Source organism: Clostridium sp. DSM 17811, assembly GCF_018861905.1.
GTDB classification, from domain to species: Bacteria; Bacillota; Clostridia; order Clostridiales; family Clostridiaceae; genus Clostridium_AD; species Clostridium_AD frigoriphilum.
In genome coordinates, this window is sequence record NZ_JAHLDU010000002.1 from 129,735 (window position 1) to 148,776 (window position 19,042).

Genomic DNA, 19,042 nt, shown 5'->3' on the forward strand with positions numbered 1-19,042 from the left:
ATTAAATTACTACATTATATAAGAATATATAGTTACCCATGGATACTTCTCTAGTCTGTGACTCTAAGCTTTAATATTAAATATCTCTGATGGTAGGAGAAGTGTATTAAAGATACAAAACCTTATATAATATTGGCGAAGAGAACTTACCTTAATATAATTATATATTATATTAAGAGTTTAAATTATCTGAAAGGATGTAATAATGATGGTATATGTAATTAATATTGATGGAAAAGCTTTAATGCCTACATCAAATACAAAAGCAAGAATATTATTAAAATAAAATAAAGCAGTAGTTAAGGAATTAAAGCCTTTTACTATTCAATTAATATATAAAACTGAAGCAGAATATATTCAAGAAATTACGTTAGGAATTGATTCAGGATATAATGATATAGGATTTAGTGCTATAACTAATAAGAAAGAATTAATTGTAGGAGAATTAAAATTACTACAAGGTATAAAAGAAAGATTATTAGAAAAGTCAAGTTATAGAAAAATAAGACGTTCAAGATTAAGATATAGAAAACCTAGATGGAACAACAGAACTAAATTAAAACCAAAGAGATGGTTAGCTCCAAGCCTGCAACACAAGTTAGATTCTCATATTAAATTTATTGATAGTTTATATAAAATATTACCAATTACCAAATGTACTGTAGAAGTAGCAAATTTTGATATTCAAAAGATGAATAGCGATAGTATTAGCGGAGTTGAGTATCAACAAGGTGATATGATGGGGTTTTGGAATTTAAGAGAATATATACTTCATAGAGATAATCATAAATGTCAAAATCCTAATTGCAAGAATAAAGACAAAGAAAAAATATTAGAAGTACATCATATTAAATACAAATCTTTTGGTGGGGTAGACAATAAGAATAACTTAATAACACTTTGTAACAAGTGCCACACTTCCCCTAACCATAAAAAAGGAGAATTTTTATACGATTGGTGCATGGAAGGTAAGAAAGTTAGAGGATTTAAAGATGCTACCTTTATGAGTATGATTAGATGGTATTTAATAAACGACTTAAAAGAAAGACATTCCAATATTTATTCAACTTATGGATATATAACTAAAAATCACAGGATTGAGAATGGAATTGAGAAAACTTATTATAATGATGCATTTGCAATAACTAAAGGAATTAAGCAAGAAAGAAACAAAGAAATATTTGAAGTTAAACAATCAAGAAGAAATAACAGAAGCTTAGAAATGTTTTATGATGCAAAATATATTGATAGGAGAAATGGTCAGAAAATTAGTGGGGGAGATTTAAATAACGGGAGACGAACGAGAAACAAGAATTTAAATGGAGAAAATCTTCATCAATATAGAGGTGAGAAGTTATCAAAAGGGCAAAGAAGAATAAGAAAAGTTAGGTATTTTTATCAACCTAATGATTTAGTTAAATATGAAGGGAAAGTATATAGTGTCAGAGGAACTCAAAATGGTGGAGCATACACAAGATTAAATGAAATTAAAAAAGTACCTAGAGTAGATTTATTGACACCTTATAAGTTTAATAAAGGGATAGTGTGGAAATAGTGAATTATATTTATTTGAAAAGACAATTTTGGAATGAAAATACGTTTTGGGGAGATGGATATTTTGCTTGTAGTATAGGTCAAGTTTCAAAAGAAACAAATGAAAAATATATTTAGAATCAAGGTTAGAGAAACGCTATTCATCCACTAGCCTAAAGATATATATGATGGTGCAATGCCATCGGGCAATTCAGTTGCTACTTTAATAAATTAGAAAATAGCGAAGAAGTGGTTGATTTAGGAAAAGCAAATTATATTGAGCGAAAATTTTGGGACATAGGATTTTATTATGATAAAAATGGAAGTAAGAAAGAATTTTCGAAAATGGCTACAGTTGTGACAAGGTATTTTAATGGTTCATTTGTAATATTTGCTAAGGCATCAACTTATAATAGGGTTTCGAGCACTTATGATGGAAGACATAATAAAATGAGTAATGAAAGATTTAGAAAATATATTCAAAGTGCAGTTGATTCTTTAAAAGAAAATAATGATAAAAGCAGTTAATATTAAACAAAATAAAATTTTTATTAATTAAAAATAAATTGACAAATATGAACTCATAGGGATATAATATAGTGTAATATAGAGTGAATTTATAATTACTAAATTCAAAGAAGAGGACAGTACTTTCCTATTAATCTTAAAGCGAGTAAGGATATAGTGTAAGCCTTGTAAGATATAGGAAGTTAGATAGGTAACTATTTAACAAAATTGATGATACATTAATTTTAGGAAAAGAACCTTGGAGAAGCTGCCTGAACTAGTTAAAAGTAATAATTTTTGACTCTTATAGGGTAAGTCGCTAACTAGCGTTAAAATATTGAGTGGACTTTATAGTCAATCAGAGTGGTACCGCGGAAATATAACCCGTCTCTTTATTTAGAGATGGGTTTTTTGTTATATTACAATACACATGAGTTTTCAAATTAGTGATAATAATTATCATGAAGCGAAATGCATAATAGGAGGGGAATTTTTATGGATTATAAAAAAGTAGTTGCGCAGAGAATTAAACAATTGGTGGAGCTCGACATAGAAACAATAGAAAGTTTAATTGAAATACCACCAAAACCTGAAATGGGGGAGTTTGCTTTTCCATGTTTTCAATTGTCGAAAGTTATGAGAAAAGCACCGAATATGATAGCCAAGGATTTAAAAGAAAAAATAGAAAAAGAAGGTTTTGAGAAAATAGAGTGTTTTGGTCCTTATTTGAATTTTTTCCTAGACAAAGGAGCATTTATTAAAAATACAGTAGAAAAAATATTAGATGAAGGAGAAAATTATGGTTCATCTAAAGTTGGTGAAGGCAAGAATATAGTAGTAGAATATTCATCGCCTAATATTGCAAAACCATTTCATGTAGGACATTTATTCACTACAGTTATTGGTAACTCATTATATAAAATATTATCTTTCGAAGGATATAATTGTACTGGAATTAACCATCTTGGAGATTGGGGTACTCAATTCGGTAAACTTATTTATGCTTATAAGAACTGGGTAGATGAGGATGCTTTAGCTAGTGAGCCTATTAAAGAACTATTAAGAATTTATGTTAAATTCCATGAGGAAGCTGATATTGACCCAACTCTTAATGAACAGGCAAAAATGTACTTTAAAAAATTAGAAGATGGTTGCGACGAGGAAGTTGAGCTTTGGACTAAATTTCGTGACGTAAGTCTCGTTGAGTTTAAAAAACTTTATGAAACATTAAATGTTAAATTTGATTCTTATGCTGGTGAAAGTTTCTATTGTGATAAGATGGATGACATTATTAAGGATATAGATGCAAAGGGATTACTAGTTGAGAGTAATGGAGCTAAGGTTGTAATGCTTGATGAATACAATATTCCACCATGCATAATTAAAAAATCAGATGGAGCTACGATTTATGCAACTCGTGATTTAGCAGCGGCAACATATAGAAAGAAAACTTACGACTTCTATAAAAATATTTATGTAGTTGGAAAAGATCAAGCTCTTCATTTCAAACAAGTCTTTACTACTTTAAAGCTTATGGGAAATAAATGGGCAGATGATTGTGTGCATGTACCTTTTGGTACAGTAAGATTTGCAGATAAAAAATTATCTACAAGAAAAGGTGATGTTATTTTCTTGGATGATTTATTAAATCAAGCGGTGGCTAAAACTCTTGAAGTAATAAATGAAAAAAATCCTGAACTTGAAAACAAAGAGGATGTAGCTAAAAAAGTAGGAATAGGTGCTATTGTATTTACTTATTTAAAAAATCATAGAGAAAGAGACATTGTCTTCAATTGGGAAGAAATGCTTAGCTTTGAGGGAGAAACAGGTCCTTATGTTCAATATACTTATGCAAGAGCAAAAAGTATATTAAGAAAAGTTGAAGAGACTAGCAAAAATAATGAAACTGATATAGAGCTAGATTACAATAAATTAAATTCTAAAGAAGAATTTGAACTTGTGAAGCAGTTAGAAAGTTTCCAAAAATCAATCCTGTTTGCTATTGATAAATTAGAACCATCTATGGTTACAAGATACGTAATTGATGTAGCCAAAGCTTTTAATAAATTTTACAATCAGTACAATATATCTAATTTGGAAGATGAATCTGATAAAAAAGCAAAAATTAAAATGGTAGAAGCTACTTGCCAAGTAATTAAGAACGCATTAGGCCTTATAGGTATAGAAGTCGTAGATAGAATGTAGTATTACACACCAGTTATTGAATTTTGCGTTATTGTAGTAGTTGCCTTATTGTAGCATTTGCAATAACGCAAATTTTACTGTATTATTAGATTATAGAAAAATGTAAAACTTGTTTAGAATTACTTAACAAATAAAATCACATTTGTTATAATGTATGCTTTTCTTTTTTTATAGATTAGGGGGAACTATGTTCATAAAAGAATATCAAATTAAGGTTATTTTACCAGACGAAATTTTCAGCAAATACAAGATGGATACTATTGCATATTTGGATATTGAAGCTACGGGTTTTGATCTAGAATATGACAAAATAGTACTAATATCTTTAGGGTATTACTTAAGCGAAGGTGAATTTAAAATTGTTCAATATTTCGCGGAGGCGCCTTGCGAAGAGGTGAATATTTTAAAAGAATTTACGAAAGCTATGGGTAAGTTTAAAAGGTGGTGTTCCTATAATGGTACAGCATTTGATGAACCTTTCATAATTAGGAAGATGTATAGATACAATTTTGGCTATAGATTACCAAGGGATCACATGGATTTGTATAAGTTTATAAGACCATTTCACAAAAGAATGGGAATTAAGAGCTGTAGTTTAAAAAGTGTGGAACAGTTTATTGGTATCAAGAGAAAAGATGAAATTAACGGAGCAAAGTGGGTTGAATTGTATAATGAATACCTATTAAAACATGATGAAAAGCTGAAAGATATTCTTATGCTTCATAATTATGAAGATGTTGTAAATTTGCCTGAAATTTTCAAAGTAATTAACACTATTGACATTGATTTGGGTCTTAAGAGAAAAGAAAAACTAGCTAAAAAACAAATGTCTCTTATGAAGAATAATATAAACACAAATCAGCCACTAAAAACAGCAAGTGGTAGGTTATAAAAAAAGTGGTATAGTACATTTATGTACTATACCACTTTTTTATTCGATTTTGTTATCATTTTTTATTAGATGTTTTTACTTCACAACTCTGGTTACAGCCTTTACATCCATTGCCACAGCCACAATCACCATGTGATTGTTTTTTTATATTAGTATATAAGATATATCCAGCTGCGACAACAATCACACCAACAATAATGAATTCCACGGCTACATCACCTCTTTATATTTTATATTACCTCATTATTATGCTTCCAACATTAAATATTATGAAAGAAACTACCCAAGCCAATGTTAATTGGTAACATACAGAAAAAATTGCCATTTTGTTTCCGTATTCTTTTTTCATAGTTGCAATTACTGATACACAAGGAGTGTATAATAATACGAAAACTAAGAAACTATAAGCAGATAGTGAAGTAAAATGATTAGCTAAAGAATGTGTTAAATTACCACCATATATAACACCCATGGTACCTACAACTACTTCTTTAGCCATAAGACCAGTTAAAAGTGCTACTGAATTTTGCCATGAAGCAAATCCAAGAGGAATAAATATTGGATTTATAAATTTACCTATGCTAGCTAAAAAACTAGAGTTTATATCAACCATACCTGTAGTGTTAAAGTTTGATAAAAACCATACTAGTACGGAAATAGAAAAGATTATAGTACCAGCTTTCTTTAAGAAACCTTTACCTTTTGCCCAAGTATGTATTAATAAGCTTTTTAGTTCTGGTAATTGATATTCAGGTAATTCTATAATAAAAGGTTCTTCATCTTTTTTGAATAATGTGTTCTTAAATAAAATACCAATTCCAAAGGCTATACCAATTCCCATTAAGTATAATGAAAATACCATGAGGGTTTTGCTACCTGGAAAAAACACTGATGCAAACAATGCATAAACTGGAAGTCTAGCATTACAAGACATAAGAGGTACTAAAAGTGCTGTTAATTTTCTATCTTTTTCACTTTCTAGAGTTCTAGCAGACATTATAGCAGGCACAGAACAACCGAAACCAACAATTAATGGAATAAAAGCTTTACCTGATAAACCCATTCTCCTCATTAACTTATCCATTATAAAGGCAGCTCTCGCCATGTAACCACTGTCTTCTAAAAATGAAATACCTAAGAATAATGCTAATATAACTGGCAAAAATACTATTACTGAACCTACTCCACCTATAACACCATCAATTAGTAGAGAAGAGAACCAAGCACTATTATTCGATAATATATTAGTTAAAAATGGTACAATAATATCATTAAGCAAGCTATCGAGTAAATCGGCCAAAGGTTGTCCAACCCAGTTAAAGGTAAACATAAAAATTATAAATAAACTTAGGAAAAATAAAGGATAAGCAAGAATTCTATTAAGCACGATTTTATCTATTTTTTGTGTAATAGAAACTTTATTATCATTCTTTTTATTAGTGCAAGATTTTAGTAAAGCTTCAATGTACAAATAAGTGTCTTTTTCGTCTTTGAAGTCTAGATTGTTTGTGGTGCTACTAAGATAATTCCCTTTAAGGAGACAATTTTTAACGTCTGAAATTCCTTTTCCCTTTGAAGCCACTATAGGTATTATTTTTACCCCTAGTTTTTTCTCTAGTAGGTTATAATTAATATCCAAACCATTAGCAATTGCTACATCAATCATGTTTAATACTAAAATTATTGGTTTGTTAAACTTCTTTAGTTGAGTTGTAAGATATAAATTTCTATCAAGGCTTGATGCATCAACAATATTTATAATTACATCTACGTTACCGCTTTGTAAAAATTCCTTGGAAACTTTTTCTTCATTTGAATAAGTATCCATGGCATAAATACCAGGTAAGTCGACGATTTTAATCTTATCTTCTATGAAGCCTTCTTTTTTTTCTACTGTTACTCCAGCCCAATTCCCTACATATTGGTTAGAACCTGTAAGTGCATTAAATAGAGTCGTTTTACCAACATTAGGATTACCTAATAAAGCGGCAGTAATCATTCAAATCCTCCTCTGGGTATCTTGGATATAATATTTACGATTTTAGTATAGATATATTTTTAGCGTCATTCTTTCTAATGGCTATATTAAAACCACGTAAATTAATAATTATAGGATCTCCTAAAGGTGCAGTAGCAATTAATTTAACTTCGGTACCTTCAATGAAGCCTAATGCGAGTAATCTTTTAGCAAACTTGTCGTCCCCGCAAACCGATTGAATTAGTGCTTTATCTCCTGGTTTTAAATCATAAATGCTTATAACAATCACTCCTTAATGAAAACTATTCTCACTAATATATTAACATGGTTATATATTAGTGTCAATAAAGAACAATAATAAAATTTATTAAATGTATAAAATGCTTTTATAAAATAGTTAAAATGTGATAACATGTAAGTAGAGCAGAGTTTTAAATTAGACATGTGCAAATTTACGGTTTTGCTTCTTATAAAACTTAGTAGAAAAGAGTGATATTGTGATTACAAAACTTAATAGTATTAAGGTAGGAGATATTTCAGTAGAAGGTTCTCTTACCATGGACGGAAATAAACAACTCTTTAAAGATGCATTGTTTTTTGATTTAGAGCATTACATTTATAAAAAGCCTATATGTATTGGAGTATTTGGGTGCTGCTTTTATGATGAGATAACAAATGAGATAAAGGTTACACAGTACATGGCAGAAAATAAAAAAGATGCTATAGAAATATTGTCTTTAGCTAAAAATTATTTTGAAGAAATGAAGACTAAGTACAATAAAAAATACATTGTTACGTTTTCAGGAAACAATGATTTTACAGTTATAAACTATTTATTAAAAGCTTATAAAATAGACTTTGTATTAGAGGGTTATTTTGGCGAAATAGATTTACAAAAATGTTTTGAAAAGGCAGAGGGAACTTGCATTGGTCTTAAAGCTCTAGAAAAAATATTTGAGATTGATCGTGAAAGTGAAGTAATAAGTGGTTCTAATTTAGCAAAAACCTTTAGTAAGATAGTTAAGGATAATGATTATATCAATAGAATGCCTCCTGAGAAGAAAGAAAAAATACTATTATATAATCAACAGGATGTTGTAAGTTTATTCTATATATATGTAGATTGGTATAATAGAGTAGGGTTAAAAATGGAGGAAGATGAAACACAGTCTAACTGTGATGAAGCACAGCAATAGCTGTGTTTTTTATTTTCTTATTTATAACAAGTATAAATTCTCCCTACGTTCATTTAATCGAAATCTAAAGAAAAATATGGTTAGAATAGCAATAAGGAATACTGTAACCACTTTCGTAATAATTTATATAAAGGGATTAGCAAAATATAGGGGGAGGAATCATATGGAGCAAGTTAAGAAAAATATTGATGTTGCGATGGGAAGAATAAAGGCAGATTTGGTGCTGAAAAATGCAAGGTTTATTAATGTATTTACTGAAGAGGTAGATAGAGGGGACATTGCGATTGTTGCGGGTATTATTATAGGGATTGGTGAGTACTCAGGGAATCTTGAAATTGATTGTTCAGACTTATATGTGGCTCCAGGTTTCATTGATGCACATGTTCATATAGAGTCCTCTATGATTATGCCAAAACAGTTTGGGGAGGTGGTAATTAAAAAGGGTATAACTACAGTAATAGCTGATCCTCATGAAATAGCTAATGTAGAAGGAATAAATGGTGTTAAAGCAATGATTGAAAATAGCAAAGAAGCGCCAATAGATATATTTTTTATGTTACCATCTTGTGTTCCAGCAACGAAATTTGAGGATAGTGGGTACGTACTTAATGCTGAAGATTTAGAAGGTTTAATTGATAATAATTACGTGCTTGGCCTGGGTGAAGTAATGGATGTTTCATCAGTTGTAAATAAGGAAGATAAATTACTAAAAAAATTAAATATGTCAAAGAATAAACATATTGATGGGCATTGCCCTAATATATCATCTAGTGAGTTAAATGCATGTCTAAGCTGTGGCATAAAAACAGATCATGAGTGTAATAATGCGAAAGATGCATTACTAAAAGTTAGTAGGGGAATGTACGTTATGTTAAGAGAAGGGTCGGCTGCAAAAAATCTAAAATCAGTACTTCCAGCAGTTAACAATCGTAATTATGGAAGATTTTTATACTGCAGTGATGATAGGCATATAGATGATTTACTAGAAAGAGGTTCTATAGATAATTGTATTAGGCTTTCTATAAAGCAGGGACTTAATCCTATAAAGACATTTATAATGGCATCATATAATGCAGCTAAGTGCTATGATTTATTGGATAGAGGAGCTATAGCTCCAGGGTATAAAGCAGACCTAGTGATATTTGAAGAACTAAAGGGTTTGAATATATTAAAAGTTATAAAAAATGGTAAAGAGTATAAGGAATTACCAGATAAAAAATGTTTAAAATTAAATATAAAATCTTCTATGCACATGGAGTTCATAAAGAGTGAAATTTTTAAGGTTGAAAGCAAAACTCCTACAGTGAATGTGATAAAATTGATACCACATTCATTAGAAACTAAATTGGTGCAGAGAAAAACAGAAAATGTAGATGGATATATAAAGAGAATAATTGACAAAGATGTATTAAAAGTAGCAGTATTTGAGCGGCATCATAATACAGGCAAACATTTTGTTTCATTTATAGAAGGATTAGGCTTGAAAAATTGTTCTATAGCACAAACGATAGCTCATGACTCTCACAATGTAATAGTAGTTGGAGACAATGAAAAAGATATGGAGGTTGCAGTTAATACTCTTATTTCTATTGGTGGGGGTATAGTGATGGTTTCGGAAGGAAAAGTTATTGCTCAGTTGATTTTGCCAATTGGAGGAATAATGACATTTGAGGCTCCATATATGGTAGCAGAGAACTTGAAAAGGCTTAGTAGAATTGCCAGAGCATTTGGGGTGAGGACTGAATATGATCCTTTTATAAGTTTATCTTTTATGGCGCTTCCTGTAATACCTGCAGTCAAAATTACTGCTAGAGGATTGTTCGATTATAAGAAATTTGAGTTTATAAATTCTGATGTTGAATAATAAGGCTGGTAACTTTAAATAATCATTTTTATAAACTGAATAAAAATTACTCTTTCTTGGCAATAATTGAGATAAATAAATTATTGTAAGGAGGAGTATTTTTATGTCAAATATTTTAGAACAGATACCAAAAAATAAGACAAATAGATTTAAAAGAAAAGGATTTACCCTGGTTGAACTGATAATTGTAATCTCAATTATTGGAATTTTAGCGGTGATTGCAGTGCCTAAGTTTAGTGGGGTACTAAAGGACGCTAAGGTAAAGGCAGATGTTGCTAGTGCAAAAGTTATTGCTGATGCCACATATGCACAAATCGCAAAAGGTGAAATAGTACCAATTACCGCTGGGATTACAGCAGTAATCGGGAAAGATGCTGCTGGTGAGGGTAAAAAAATAACAGATTACATTCAGAAAGTACCAACTCCAAAAGCTACATCAACAGCTAATTTTACTGTTGTAATTAATTCAGAAGCTGATGTAAGTGTCAAGGTGGGTGATGATGAATTGTATCCCACTCCAATTGTAGGGTATCCTACAAAATGAATAGGTGACTGTCACTTGTCGAAAGGTGCGGAAAGGTGCGAAGCCAGGAGGGAATTACCGAAATGTATAAATAAAACTAAAAAGCATTTAGGAAGTGGATTATAGATGACTAGAAAAAATAGACAATGGTACCCAAATGTCATGATGCATATTACTACTAGAGGCAATAGAAAAAATAATTTATTTAGGGATGAGGAGGATTATAAGGTATATTTAAGTACTTTAGAGTATGTATTGGAAAAAACCAGTGATCAGTTTGAAATAGTAAGCTATGTCTTAATGTCTAATCATGTGCATTTGCAAGTACAAACAAAAGAAATGCACATAAAATGTTTTATGGGAAGGTTAAATAATTTATATGCTAAATATTTTAATAATAAATATAATTATGTTGGACATCTTTTTCAAGAAAGATATGGATCGGAAATAATTTCTGATGATAAATATGTATTAGAAGCAAGTAGGTATATCCATCTAAATCCAGTGAGAGCAAATATGGTAAAGAAGCCAGAAGAATATAAATGGAGCAGCTATAGAATGTACATAAGTATTGTTCCTGAAAAAACAATAGAAACTCTTAGAATTCTATCATACTTTAAGAGTGAAAATAGAAGGCTATATTATAAAGAATTTGTTGAGAGTGCAATTTCCCCAAAAGGGTGACTGTCACTTGTCGAAAACTCTTGTCGAAAACTACGACTGCAACTGAATAATCTAAATGTCCAAAGTTATTATAACTTTGGACATTTAATTTTTTTAATGCTTTTATTTGCATATATATGGTAAAGTAATAATGGAAATAAATACAATAGAGTTAGAAACTTGTATTTAAATATAAAGTCCAAATTTAAGGGGGCCCCATCAATGGAAAGTATCATAACAATATATATTTTTATATTAGGACTATTAATAGGAAGTTTCTTGAATGTATGTATATATAGGATACCAAGAGGAGAAAGTATATCATATCCACCTTCTCACTGCACGTCATGTGGAAATAGGATAAAACCTTATGATCTTATACCGGTAATTAGTTGGATTTTTTTAAGAGGTAAATGTAGGAACTGTGGAGAGAAGATATCTATAAGATATGCACTTGTAGAACTTATGACAGCTGTACTTTTTATTTTAACTTATTTTCAATATGGATATAGTATTTACCTTGCAAAATATTTAATACTTATACCATTTTTAATTGTTATAGCTATGATAGATTATGATACTATGGAGGTTTATGCCATGACTACATGGCTTGCAATAGCTGTAGGTATTATTTCACTAGGAGTGAATTTTTATCTGGGAGAGCCGGTAATTGACTATATATATGGAGGGCTACTGGGTGCAGGTATCATAACTTTTATTATTTTAATGTCAAAACTTATTTTAGGAACGGAGGGCATGGGTTGGGGAGATGTAGAAATTTGTGGGCTTTGTGGACTATTTTTAGGATTTAAACTAACATTTGTGATGATATTTTTTTCTTTTATAATTGGAGGGATAATTGGTGCTTATTTATTGAAGGTTAAGAAGAAAAATGGTAGATCTGAAATGGCATTTGGTCCATCTATTATAATGGCTACTTTGTTTATGATAATTTGGGGAGATAAAATTTTAAATTGGTACTTAGGTTTGTTTTAAAGGGTGACTGTCACTTGTCGAAAGGTGCGAAGGTGCGAAGTCATATTGGCTAATCTGATTAAAAGTTGTATAATAAGATATAGAAGAATGTTTATGAAGGGTTGATAAAATGCACAATATATTGCACAGAATGAAAACTAAGCTTAAGAAAAGATATATTAAGCCAAAGAGAAGTGATTATCTTCAAAAGATTTATGAACGAAATCCTACTACAGGAAATTACGTTATACAGGTAGGGATAGATAAGTATACTGATATATTTAATGACTGGGATAATGCCCCATTTAGAAAAAGAGATATGGATCCGGATTTAGTGATTTTTCTTGAAAATTGTTTTGAAGAAATTCCGGAAAAATACGGAGTAGATATATGTTTTTATTTACCAAAAGGTGAAAAAGACATAAACCGAGAAGAATCGTTAATTGCAGGAATTAAAACTTACTACTCCTTTTATTTACATCAAGAAATTAAAATACTAAAGAATAATTATCATAAGATATTTAAGTATGTACTCATAGCTCTTAGCCTATTAGGTGTATCTGTTTTTTTAGGTTCGAGTGGTGATAAAAATATAATACTTGGAACCATACAACAAGGATTTAACATAGGTGGATGGGTATTTTTATGGGAAGTTATTTCGATGGTGTTTTTTCCTGGACGTGAAGTTAGTTCTGAAATTAGCAAATACCAAAGATTTTTAAACTCATTAATATATTTCAAATATGGTAATGAGAATCCATTGCCATAATAAATAATAAAACTCTATGAAAATATTTCATAGGGTTTTATTATTTGTTAGTACATTATAAAAGAATTATTATTGGGTTCCATTTTTATTTATAATTTAAAGGCTTTATCTAAGAATGTGTATTTTGGAAGACCATTTTCTATTGCTATTTTTGGTTCGCCCATAATTAATGGAAGTGTGTACTCATAAGCAGCGCGAGTTACATTGTTACCTTCTTCGTTTATCCATTCTTTAGGGAAGTATTTAATTTTATTTGCAACTTTTGAAGTTTCAAGTGCAAAAGTTTCTGAAGTATAAGGGGTATTTGACAGCCTTCTTATACCTATCATGTTTCCGCTAATTCCGTGAATAGAGTACTCAGCTGCAGCTTTTCCTACCTCGAAGGCTTCATCTATATCTGTTTGAGAAGCGCAGTGCATAGAGCAACGTTGAAGTGTGGAAAGTTCTAAAACTCTAACTTTCTGTGCAGTATTAGTGTTTAAAATTAAATTTTTCAGGAAGCCACATACTCCACCTAACTGAGTGTGTCCAAACTTATCATGACTGGTACCTTCCGCTTCACCTACAAAATTACCTTCTTTAGTTCGGATTCCCTCAGATACTACCACAAAAACATGATTTTTTTCAGTGAGTTTTTTAGCTACATCTTCTATAAATTTATCAGGACTGAAAGTCACTTCTGGTAAATATATGAAATCTGCAACAGGACTACCGTTAATAGTTGCTATGCAAGCACTGGCTGCAAGCCAACCGGTATCGCGTCCCATTGTTTCAAGTATGAAGACACCTTTTGGGGAGTATACACTGGCATCTAGGAAGTTCTCAAGAACTGATGTAGCAATTAGTTTAGCTGCACTTCCAAAGCCGGGTGTATGATCCATAATTGGTAGGTCATTATCTATAGTTTTTGGTATGCCAATAAATTTTACATCTTTATTGTGCTTATTTGCATAAATACTAAATTTATGCACAGTATCTTGAGAATCATTTCCACCTATATAAAAGAAAGTTTTAATTTCGTATTCTTCTAATATTTCAAAAATTTTTATATATTCTTCATTGTTTTCTTCAAATGATTTTAACTTATACCTACATGAACCAAGACCTGAAGAGGGAGTATACTTTAATCCATTAACTTCATCGTAATTAATGTCAGATAGATTTACAATATGTTTGTTTAGAATACCTTGAATCCCATTTATTCCGGCATACACGTTATCATAATAATGAGAGCTAATGTTTGACTCAAGAATGCCTATAGCACTAGCATTAATTACAGACGTTGGACCACCTGATTGTGCTACTATACAATTTTTCATATAAGATTTCTCCTTTAAAAGTATTTAATTATAATAATAATTAACATATCCATTAATTATTATAAGGTAGATAAAAACAAATAACAAGAATATCATTTCAAAATAAAAATATTGTATAAATTCAAAGACTAATTATAATATTAATGATAAAATATATTTATGATATTTTAAAATTTCTGTTAAGTTTTTGTTATATAAAATCAGGAGGGATATAATGCCAATCAATAATATAAACCATAAAGAGGGACATAAGAATAACATAATTTTAAAAGAAGTTAATATAAAAGGAAATTTGTGTGGTGAATTTGCGGAGTATACTATCGACCATGTATATGAGAACAAAGGAAGCAATGATGTTGAAGCAATTTATACTTTCCCGGTGCCAGAGGGGGCTGTTATATCAGGGTTTGAGGCAGTGCTCGGTGGGCGGACTATAAAGGGTTTAATACAAGATAAAGAAGAAGCAAATAAAATATATGAGAATTTTAAAAATAATGATAATAATACTTTTTTGCTCGAGGAATTTAGAGATAATATAATTAGAATAGTTATTGGTAAGATAATCTCTAATGAAGTTGTTCAAATAAAAGTATCATATATAGAGGAACTTAGTTATGAAAATAGAAATTTAAAATTAATTATTCCGACGATAATAACTCCAATAAATCTTTCTAGAGAGAATGAATTACTTACTTGCGAAAATGGAATCATTAATAAAAACGATAATTACAAATTCACTTTAAGTTTATTAGTAGAATCTTTAACAAAATTAGAATTCAAGTGTTCTTCTCATAAATTAAAGGTTGAATATGAAGAAAATAATTTATATAAAGTGACACTTGCTGGAAAAAATCAAAGAATGGATGAAGATTTAGAAATAATACTGGAAGAGCAAGAGAAGGTAGAAACTACAGGAATGATATATGATTATCCGAGAGAGGACAAAGGGATTTTATATTTAAGATTCATTCCAGAGATTGAAATAGATCAAATAATCTCCGGAGAAAATTATATTTTTCTTCTAGATATATCAGAATCAATGGGTGGAGACAAGTTAACAGAGGGCAAAAATGCTCTTCAGTTATGTTTAAGAAATTTAGCAGTAGGAGATACATTTAATATTGTTGCTTTTGGAGATGAACTTCATTATTTTTCTAAAGAAATAAAGGTTGAATTTAATGAAGAAAATTTGAGTGCTGCAAGTAAATGGATTAAAGAACTTTTCGCTGAAAAGGATGCAGCTATTTTTGATGCAATAAAATATGCTCTCCTTGATAAAGATGATAAAGCAGAAAATATAATATTTTTATTTACAGACGATGCAGCTTACGATGAAAAAGAAATATTGGATTTTGTAGAAGATAATATTAAAGAAAGTAGAATATTCCCTTTTGGGATAAATACCTCAGTAAATAGCTATTTTATTAACAAATTAGCTAGAATTAGTTATGGCGCTGCAGAAGTTATAAATCCTGATGAGCGAATTGAAGATATAGTACTTAAACAATTTAATAGAATTAAAAATCCGATAGTTACTGATATTGAAATAGATTGGGGTAAAATGAAGGTTGAAACAACATTCCCAAGAACTATTGAATATATGTATGATAAAGAACCATTTTCTATTTTTGCGAAGGTTAACGGAGAAGTTGGCGGAGTTGTAATATTAAAAGGGAAAGTAGGAAAAAATAGAATTCAGAGAGTAATTTTCTTGAATGATCTAGAACTTGAGGAGAATGTTAATCTAATTGAAAAAATGTGGTACAAAAAACGAATAGAATCACTTCAACATAGAGTTAAATATGAACGAGGAGAACTTCAAGAAGCAATGAATAATAAGATTGTTGAAATCTCTAAAAAGGTTGGTATAATATGCAAAGAAACCGCGTTTATTCTTTATGAGGAAATGGAAGATCCAATAGTAGGCATAAGAATAAGAGAGATTTTACCTGTTAAAACAACGAAAAGATTACAACCCTTTTATGGAGATTTAGCTGAGGATTCTGAATCAACATCATTTTATTACAAAGATGTTTCAAAACAAGAAGATGACAATGATAAATATGAAAACTATAATAGAAATGAGTTACTTAGACTTTTAGCTTCTAATCAATTTGCTAGTGGTGCCTTTGGTATAAATGCTAAAGACACTTTAGAAAATAATATAAAATACACTATAAAGACAATATTAGCATTTATGATAGGCAGCGGAGACATAAAAATATATAAGAATCAATTAAATAAATCATTAGAATTTTTAAATAAAACATTACAAAGTATTGACATAAATTTAAATGATGAATTAAATTTAAAGAAACAAGATTATTTAAGTTTATTGTTAGTTTTTAAATTGTCTATAAAAAAAGATGTAGCTTTGTCTTTCCACAAAGAAAATATTTTAAAGAAAATTCAAGAAATTGAAGAAAAATTTCAATATCAAAATGTTAATGTAGATGAGATCCAAAAAGAATTTGTTAACGGTTTAAAGTTAGAATTTGAGGGATTAAATGCAGGATCTAATCAGTATAAGGATACAATTGATTTTATAATTAATACAACAATCTTAAAAAACATTTAAATATGAAAATCCTACATATATATGTGGGATTTTTGTCTTAGTTTTAATAAAAAAATAAAGAAGCTGAAAATAGCAAAAAAATACATATTGTTTATTTTAAGGGAGCTTAATATAAGGAAGTAGGGTAATGATAAGTGAAGGTATAAAAGATTTAAAATATTATGACTCAGAAATAATTATAAAAAGAAATAATATAAGAAATCTATTCATTAGTAAATCTAAAAATGTAAAAACAGGTGATATACAATGTATGTCAAATGATGACCTGGAAAGTTTATTCCATTTATATGATGAAGAATTCTTTGATTTTTATTTTAGAAGAAAATTTAAGGGGACTTTAAAATTTTCATTATCTACAAGAATGACGTCAGCTGCAGGAAAAACTATATATAGTAGGAAAATAAAACTATTAGAAGAATCAGAAGAAACTTATGAAATTAGGATGGGCATAAAATTCTTTTTTCAGTATTATAAGGTTGAAAGAGATAAGATTGTATCGGGAATTAAAACAAAAGATTCATTAGAGGCATTTCAAATAGTATTTGAACATGAATTATGCCATTTAATTGAGTTACATCTTTACAAAGAATCTAGTTGCAAAAAGATTAGGTTTAAAACTATGGTTTATAATATGTTTGCTCATACAGATGTGGTTCACCAATTGCCAAGTCAAAAAGAAATAATATCTGAAAAATATGGATTGATAATAGGACAAAAGGTAAGTTTTTTGAATGATGGTAATAGATATAATGGCTTCATATATAAAATTAACAAAAGAGCAACAGTTATGGTAAAGGATAATAAGGGGACGTATAGAGATGAAATAGGTAATAAGTATTCTAAGTGGTATGTAGAATTTGGAAAACTTAACTATTAGAAAGATAAATACTTTATTTTATAATATATGATATAATTTAGTAATAATTGATAATAAAATTTTAAATTATCTTTAATAAAATTAATATAATACTTTAATAGGAAGGTGACAAAAATGAAAAAATTTCTTTCAGTAATATTATGTGGTGTAGTTGTCTTTACATTAGCTGCTTGTGGAAAAACTGAGGTAAAAGACACTGCCACAAAAAGCGAAGTAAAAGATGAATCAACAGTTGCAACTAAAGTAGAGAAACCAGCAGCTACAGTGGCGCCTACAGTTACACCAGCAGTTAAAAATGAAGATATAAAAAGTAGAGAAGTTGTATTGTATTTTAGTGATGACCAAGCTATGTACTTTGCCTCAGAAAAAAGAACAATAACATCACCTACAGCTAAGTCAATTGTAGAGGAATTAGTAAAGGGACCAGTTACTAAAAGTGGTAGCACAGCAAAAACATATGCAACATTGCCTACAAGTCTACAAGTGTCAGATGTGCAAATTAAAGAAAAGATAGCCTATGTTAATTTAAAAGGTGAATTAAAGGTAAATGGATCAGCAGGAGAGCAAATGGCTTTATTTTCAATAGTTAATACATTAGTTTTAGATAAGGAATTAGGTATTACAAAGGTTCAGTTTCTTCTTGCTGGAGAAAAGGTTAAGTCTATTGGTGGTCAATATGATGTTAGTGAACCTATGAGTGAAAATAAAGAAATGATGAAATAATACAAAGTAGGTAACAATATTATAGTTTTTATAAAATGTTAAAGGCAAGTTTTATACTAGGTACAAATAAATAAATAACAAAACAATATGCTAGTCTATTTGTTTTGTTGTTTGTTTTTATGTACCTAAAAACTTGCCTTTTACCCTAGGGATTTTTTGACAACCTAAAATGATTTTCACTACAACCCATACACATACTTACACACCCATATTATATCTTTCGACAACATACAAGCATTACAGTACATGTATACATCTTTGCTCGACAATATGGAACCCCTTGGGAGCTAAAAATAATCTCTCGACCAAGAAAAACCCCTAGTTTTATAAAGATGACATCAATATAAATAGTTAAAAACAATGCTAGTTTATTTTTGTGTCTTAATAAAACCTGCGGAGACCCATATCATCTTAGCTCGAACATTACACATCCGGGAGAA

17 protein-coding genes and 1 pseudogene are annotated in these 19,042 nt (G+C 29.6%); 14 read left to right on the forward strand and 4 right to left on the reverse strand.

Going from position 1 to position 19,042, the window contains the following annotated elements:
• Positions 1 to 298: 298 nt before the first annotated feature.
• From iscB to KPL44_RS03235, 5 genes and pseudogenes are all read left to right on the forward strand, one after another.
• Positions 299 to 1,555: pseudogene (gene iscB / locus KPL44_RS03215) on the forward strand (RNA-guided endonuclease IscB); the annotation flags it as partial.
• Positions 1,555 to 1,671 carry a transposase gene (locus KPL44_RS03220; RefSeq protein ID WP_216247342.1) on the forward strand — a complete coding sequence of 39 codons (117 nt, stop codon included), beginning with the start codon at positions 1,555 to 1,557 and terminating at the stop codon, positions 1,669 to 1,671. The pseudogene iscB and the gene KPL44_RS03220, both read left to right, overlap by 1 nt.
• Positions 1,672 to 1,782: 111 nt before the next feature.
• Positions 1,783 to 2,061: a hypothetical protein gene (locus tag KPL44_RS03225; RefSeq protein ID WP_216247344.1), complete on the forward strand. Its 279-nt coding sequence runs from the start codon at positions 1,783 to 1,785 to the stop codon at positions 2,059 to 2,061.
• Positions 2,062 to 2,535: 474 nt separating this feature from the next.
• Positions 2,536 to 4,245, forward strand: coding sequence for an arginine--tRNA ligase (gene argS, locus KPL44_RS03230; RefSeq protein WP_216247347.1), 1,710 nt, complete (start codon positions 2,536 to 2,538; stop codon positions 4,243 to 4,245).
• A gap of 187 nt (positions 4,246 to 4,432) precedes the next feature.
• Positions 4,433 to 5,137 carry a ribonuclease H-like domain-containing protein gene (locus tag KPL44_RS03235; RefSeq protein ID WP_216247349.1) on the forward strand — a complete coding sequence of 235 codons (705 nt, stop codon included), beginning with the start codon at positions 4,433 to 4,435 and terminating at the stop codon, positions 5,135 to 5,137.
• Positions 5,138 to 5,192: 55 nt separating this feature from the next.
• Here KPL44_RS03235 and KPL44_RS25170 read toward each other — a convergent pair whose 3' ends face one another.
• Genes KPL44_RS25170 through KPL44_RS03250 form a run of 3 tightly spaced genes read right to left on the reverse strand, consistent with a single transcriptional unit; the run spans position 5,193 to position 7,395 of the window.
• Positions 5,193 to 5,345, reverse strand: a complete 153-nt coding sequence (locus KPL44_RS25170; RefSeq protein WP_216247351.1) for a FeoB-associated Cys-rich membrane protein — start codon at positions 5,343 to 5,345, stop codon at positions 5,193 to 5,195.
• A gap of 27 nt (positions 5,346 to 5,372) precedes the next feature.
• Entirely contained in the window at positions 5,373 to 7,136 is a 1,764-nt protein-coding gene (gene feoB, locus KPL44_RS03245) for a ferrous iron transport protein B (protein ID WP_216247353.1), read from the reverse strand.
• 34 nt (positions 7,137 to 7,170) lie between these two features.
• Positions 7,171 to 7,395: a FeoA family protein gene (locus tag KPL44_RS03250; RefSeq protein ID WP_071615015.1), complete on the reverse strand. Its 225-nt coding sequence runs from the start codon at positions 7,393 to 7,395 to the stop codon at positions 7,171 to 7,173.
• 217 nt (positions 7,396 to 7,612) lie between these two features.
• Between KPL44_RS03250 and KPL44_RS03255 the strand changes: the two genes are divergently transcribed.
• The 6 genes from KPL44_RS03255 to KPL44_RS03280 all read left to right on the forward strand — a co-directional run bounded on the left by KPL44_RS03255 (position 7,613) and on the right by KPL44_RS03280 (position 13,105).
• The gene (locus KPL44_RS03255; protein ID WP_216247355.1) at positions 7,613 to 8,311 is read left to right on the forward strand and encodes a ribonuclease H-like domain-containing protein; all 699 of its coding nucleotides are present in this window, start codon (positions 7,613 to 7,615) and stop codon (positions 8,309 to 8,311) included.
• A gap of 163 nt (positions 8,312 to 8,474) precedes the next feature.
• Positions 8,475 to 10,175: an adenine deaminase gene (ade, locus tag KPL44_RS03260; protein WP_216247357.1), complete on the forward strand. Its 1,701-nt coding sequence runs from the start codon at positions 8,475 to 8,477 to the stop codon at positions 10,173 to 10,175.
• A gap of 103 nt (positions 10,176 to 10,278) precedes the next feature.
• Entirely contained in the window at positions 10,279 to 10,719 is a 441-nt protein-coding gene (locus KPL44_RS25685; protein WP_216247359.1) for a pilus assembly FimT family protein, read from the forward strand.
• A 105-nt stretch (positions 10,720 to 10,824) separates the two neighbouring features.
• Positions 10,825 to 11,382 (forward strand): transposase, encoded by a 558-nt coding sequence (locus tag KPL44_RS03270; protein ID WP_216247361.1) that lies wholly within the window; start codon positions 10,825 to 10,827, stop codon positions 11,380 to 11,382.
• Between the two features lie 201 nt (positions 11,383 to 11,583).
• The gene (locus KPL44_RS03275) at positions 11,584 to 12,357 is read left to right on the forward strand and encodes a prepilin peptidase (RefSeq protein ID WP_216247362.1); all 774 of its coding nucleotides are present in this window, start codon (positions 11,584 to 11,586) and stop codon (positions 12,355 to 12,357) included.
• 130 nt (positions 12,358 to 12,487) lie between these two features.
• The gene (locus KPL44_RS03280) at positions 12,488 to 13,105 is read left to right on the forward strand and encodes a hypothetical protein (RefSeq protein WP_216247363.1); all 618 of its coding nucleotides are present in this window, start codon (positions 12,488 to 12,490) and stop codon (positions 13,103 to 13,105) included.
• Between the two features lie 89 nt (positions 13,106 to 13,194).
• Here KPL44_RS03280 and KPL44_RS03285 read toward each other — a convergent pair whose 3' ends face one another.
• Positions 13,195 to 14,424 (reverse strand): 6-phosphofructokinase, encoded by a 1,230-nt coding sequence (locus tag KPL44_RS03285; RefSeq protein ID WP_216247364.1) that lies wholly within the window; start codon positions 14,422 to 14,424, stop codon positions 13,195 to 13,197.
• Between the two features lie 214 nt (positions 14,425 to 14,638).
• Here KPL44_RS03285 and KPL44_RS03290 point away from each other — a divergent pair, with 214 nt between their 5' ends.
• The 3 genes from KPL44_RS03290 to KPL44_RS03300 all read left to right on the forward strand — a co-directional run bounded on the left by KPL44_RS03290 (position 14,639) and on the right by KPL44_RS03300 (position 18,602).
• Positions 14,639 to 17,002: a VIT and vWA domain-containing protein gene (locus KPL44_RS03290; RefSeq protein ID WP_216247367.1), complete on the forward strand. Its 2,364-nt coding sequence runs from the start codon at positions 14,639 to 14,641 to the stop codon at positions 17,000 to 17,002.
• Between the two features lie 127 nt (positions 17,003 to 17,129).
• Positions 17,130 to 17,879, forward strand: a complete 750-nt coding sequence (locus KPL44_RS03295; RefSeq protein ID WP_216247377.1) for a hypothetical protein — start codon at positions 17,130 to 17,132, stop codon at positions 17,877 to 17,879.
• 114 nt (positions 17,880 to 17,993) lie between these two features.
• Positions 17,994 to 18,602, forward strand: a complete 609-nt coding sequence (locus KPL44_RS03300) for a GerMN domain-containing protein (protein ID WP_216247379.1) — start codon at positions 17,994 to 17,996, stop codon at positions 18,600 to 18,602.
• Positions 18,603 to 19,042: the final 440 nt, after the last annotated feature.

What these genes read in the sequence shown, in the direction of transcription:
- KPL44_RS03290 (WP_216247367.1), top strand. Translation starts at nt 14,639, where the DNA reads ATGCCAATCAATAATATAAACCATAAAGAGGGACATAAGAATAACATA.
- argS (WP_216247347.1), top strand. Translation starts at nt 2,536, where the DNA reads ATGGATTATAAAAAAGTAGTTGCGCAGAGAATTAAACAATTGGTGGAG.
- KPL44_RS03270 (WP_216247361.1), top strand. Translation starts at nt 10,825, where the DNA reads ATGACTAGAAAAAATAGACAATGGTACCCAAATGTCATGATGCATATT.
- KPL44_RS25685 (WP_216247359.1), top strand. Translation starts at nt 10,279, where the DNA reads ATGTCAAATATTTTAGAACAGATACCAAAAAATAAGACAAATAGATTT.
- KPL44_RS03300 (WP_216247379.1), top strand. Translation starts at nt 17,994, where the DNA reads ATGAAAAAATTTCTTTCAGTAATATTATGTGGTGTAGTTGTCTTTACA.
- KPL44_RS03285 (WP_216247364.1), bottom strand. Translation starts at nt 14,424, where the DNA reads ATGAAAAATTGTATAGTAGCACAATCAGGTGGTCCAACGTCTGTAATT.
- KPL44_RS03280 (WP_216247363.1), top strand. Translation starts at nt 12,488, where the DNA reads ATGAAAACTAAGCTTAAGAAAAGATATATTAAGCCAAAGAGAAGTGAT.
- KPL44_RS03275 (WP_216247362.1), top strand. Translation starts at nt 11,584, where the DNA reads ATGGAAAGTATCATAACAATATATATTTTTATATTAGGACTATTAATA.
- KPL44_RS03295 (WP_216247377.1), top strand. Translation starts at nt 17,130, where the DNA reads ATGATAAGTGAAGGTATAAAAGATTTAAAATATTATGACTCAGAAATA.
- feoB (WP_216247353.1), bottom strand. Translation starts at nt 7,136, where the DNA reads ATGATTACTGCCGCTTTATTAGGTAATCCTAATGTTGGTAAAACGACT.
- ade (WP_216247357.1), top strand. Translation starts at nt 8,475, where the DNA reads ATGGAGCAAGTTAAGAAAAATATTGATGTTGCGATGGGAAGAATAAAG.
- KPL44_RS03235 (WP_216247349.1), top strand. Translation starts at nt 4,433, where the DNA reads ATGTTCATAAAAGAATATCAAATTAAGGTTATTTTACCAGACGAAATT.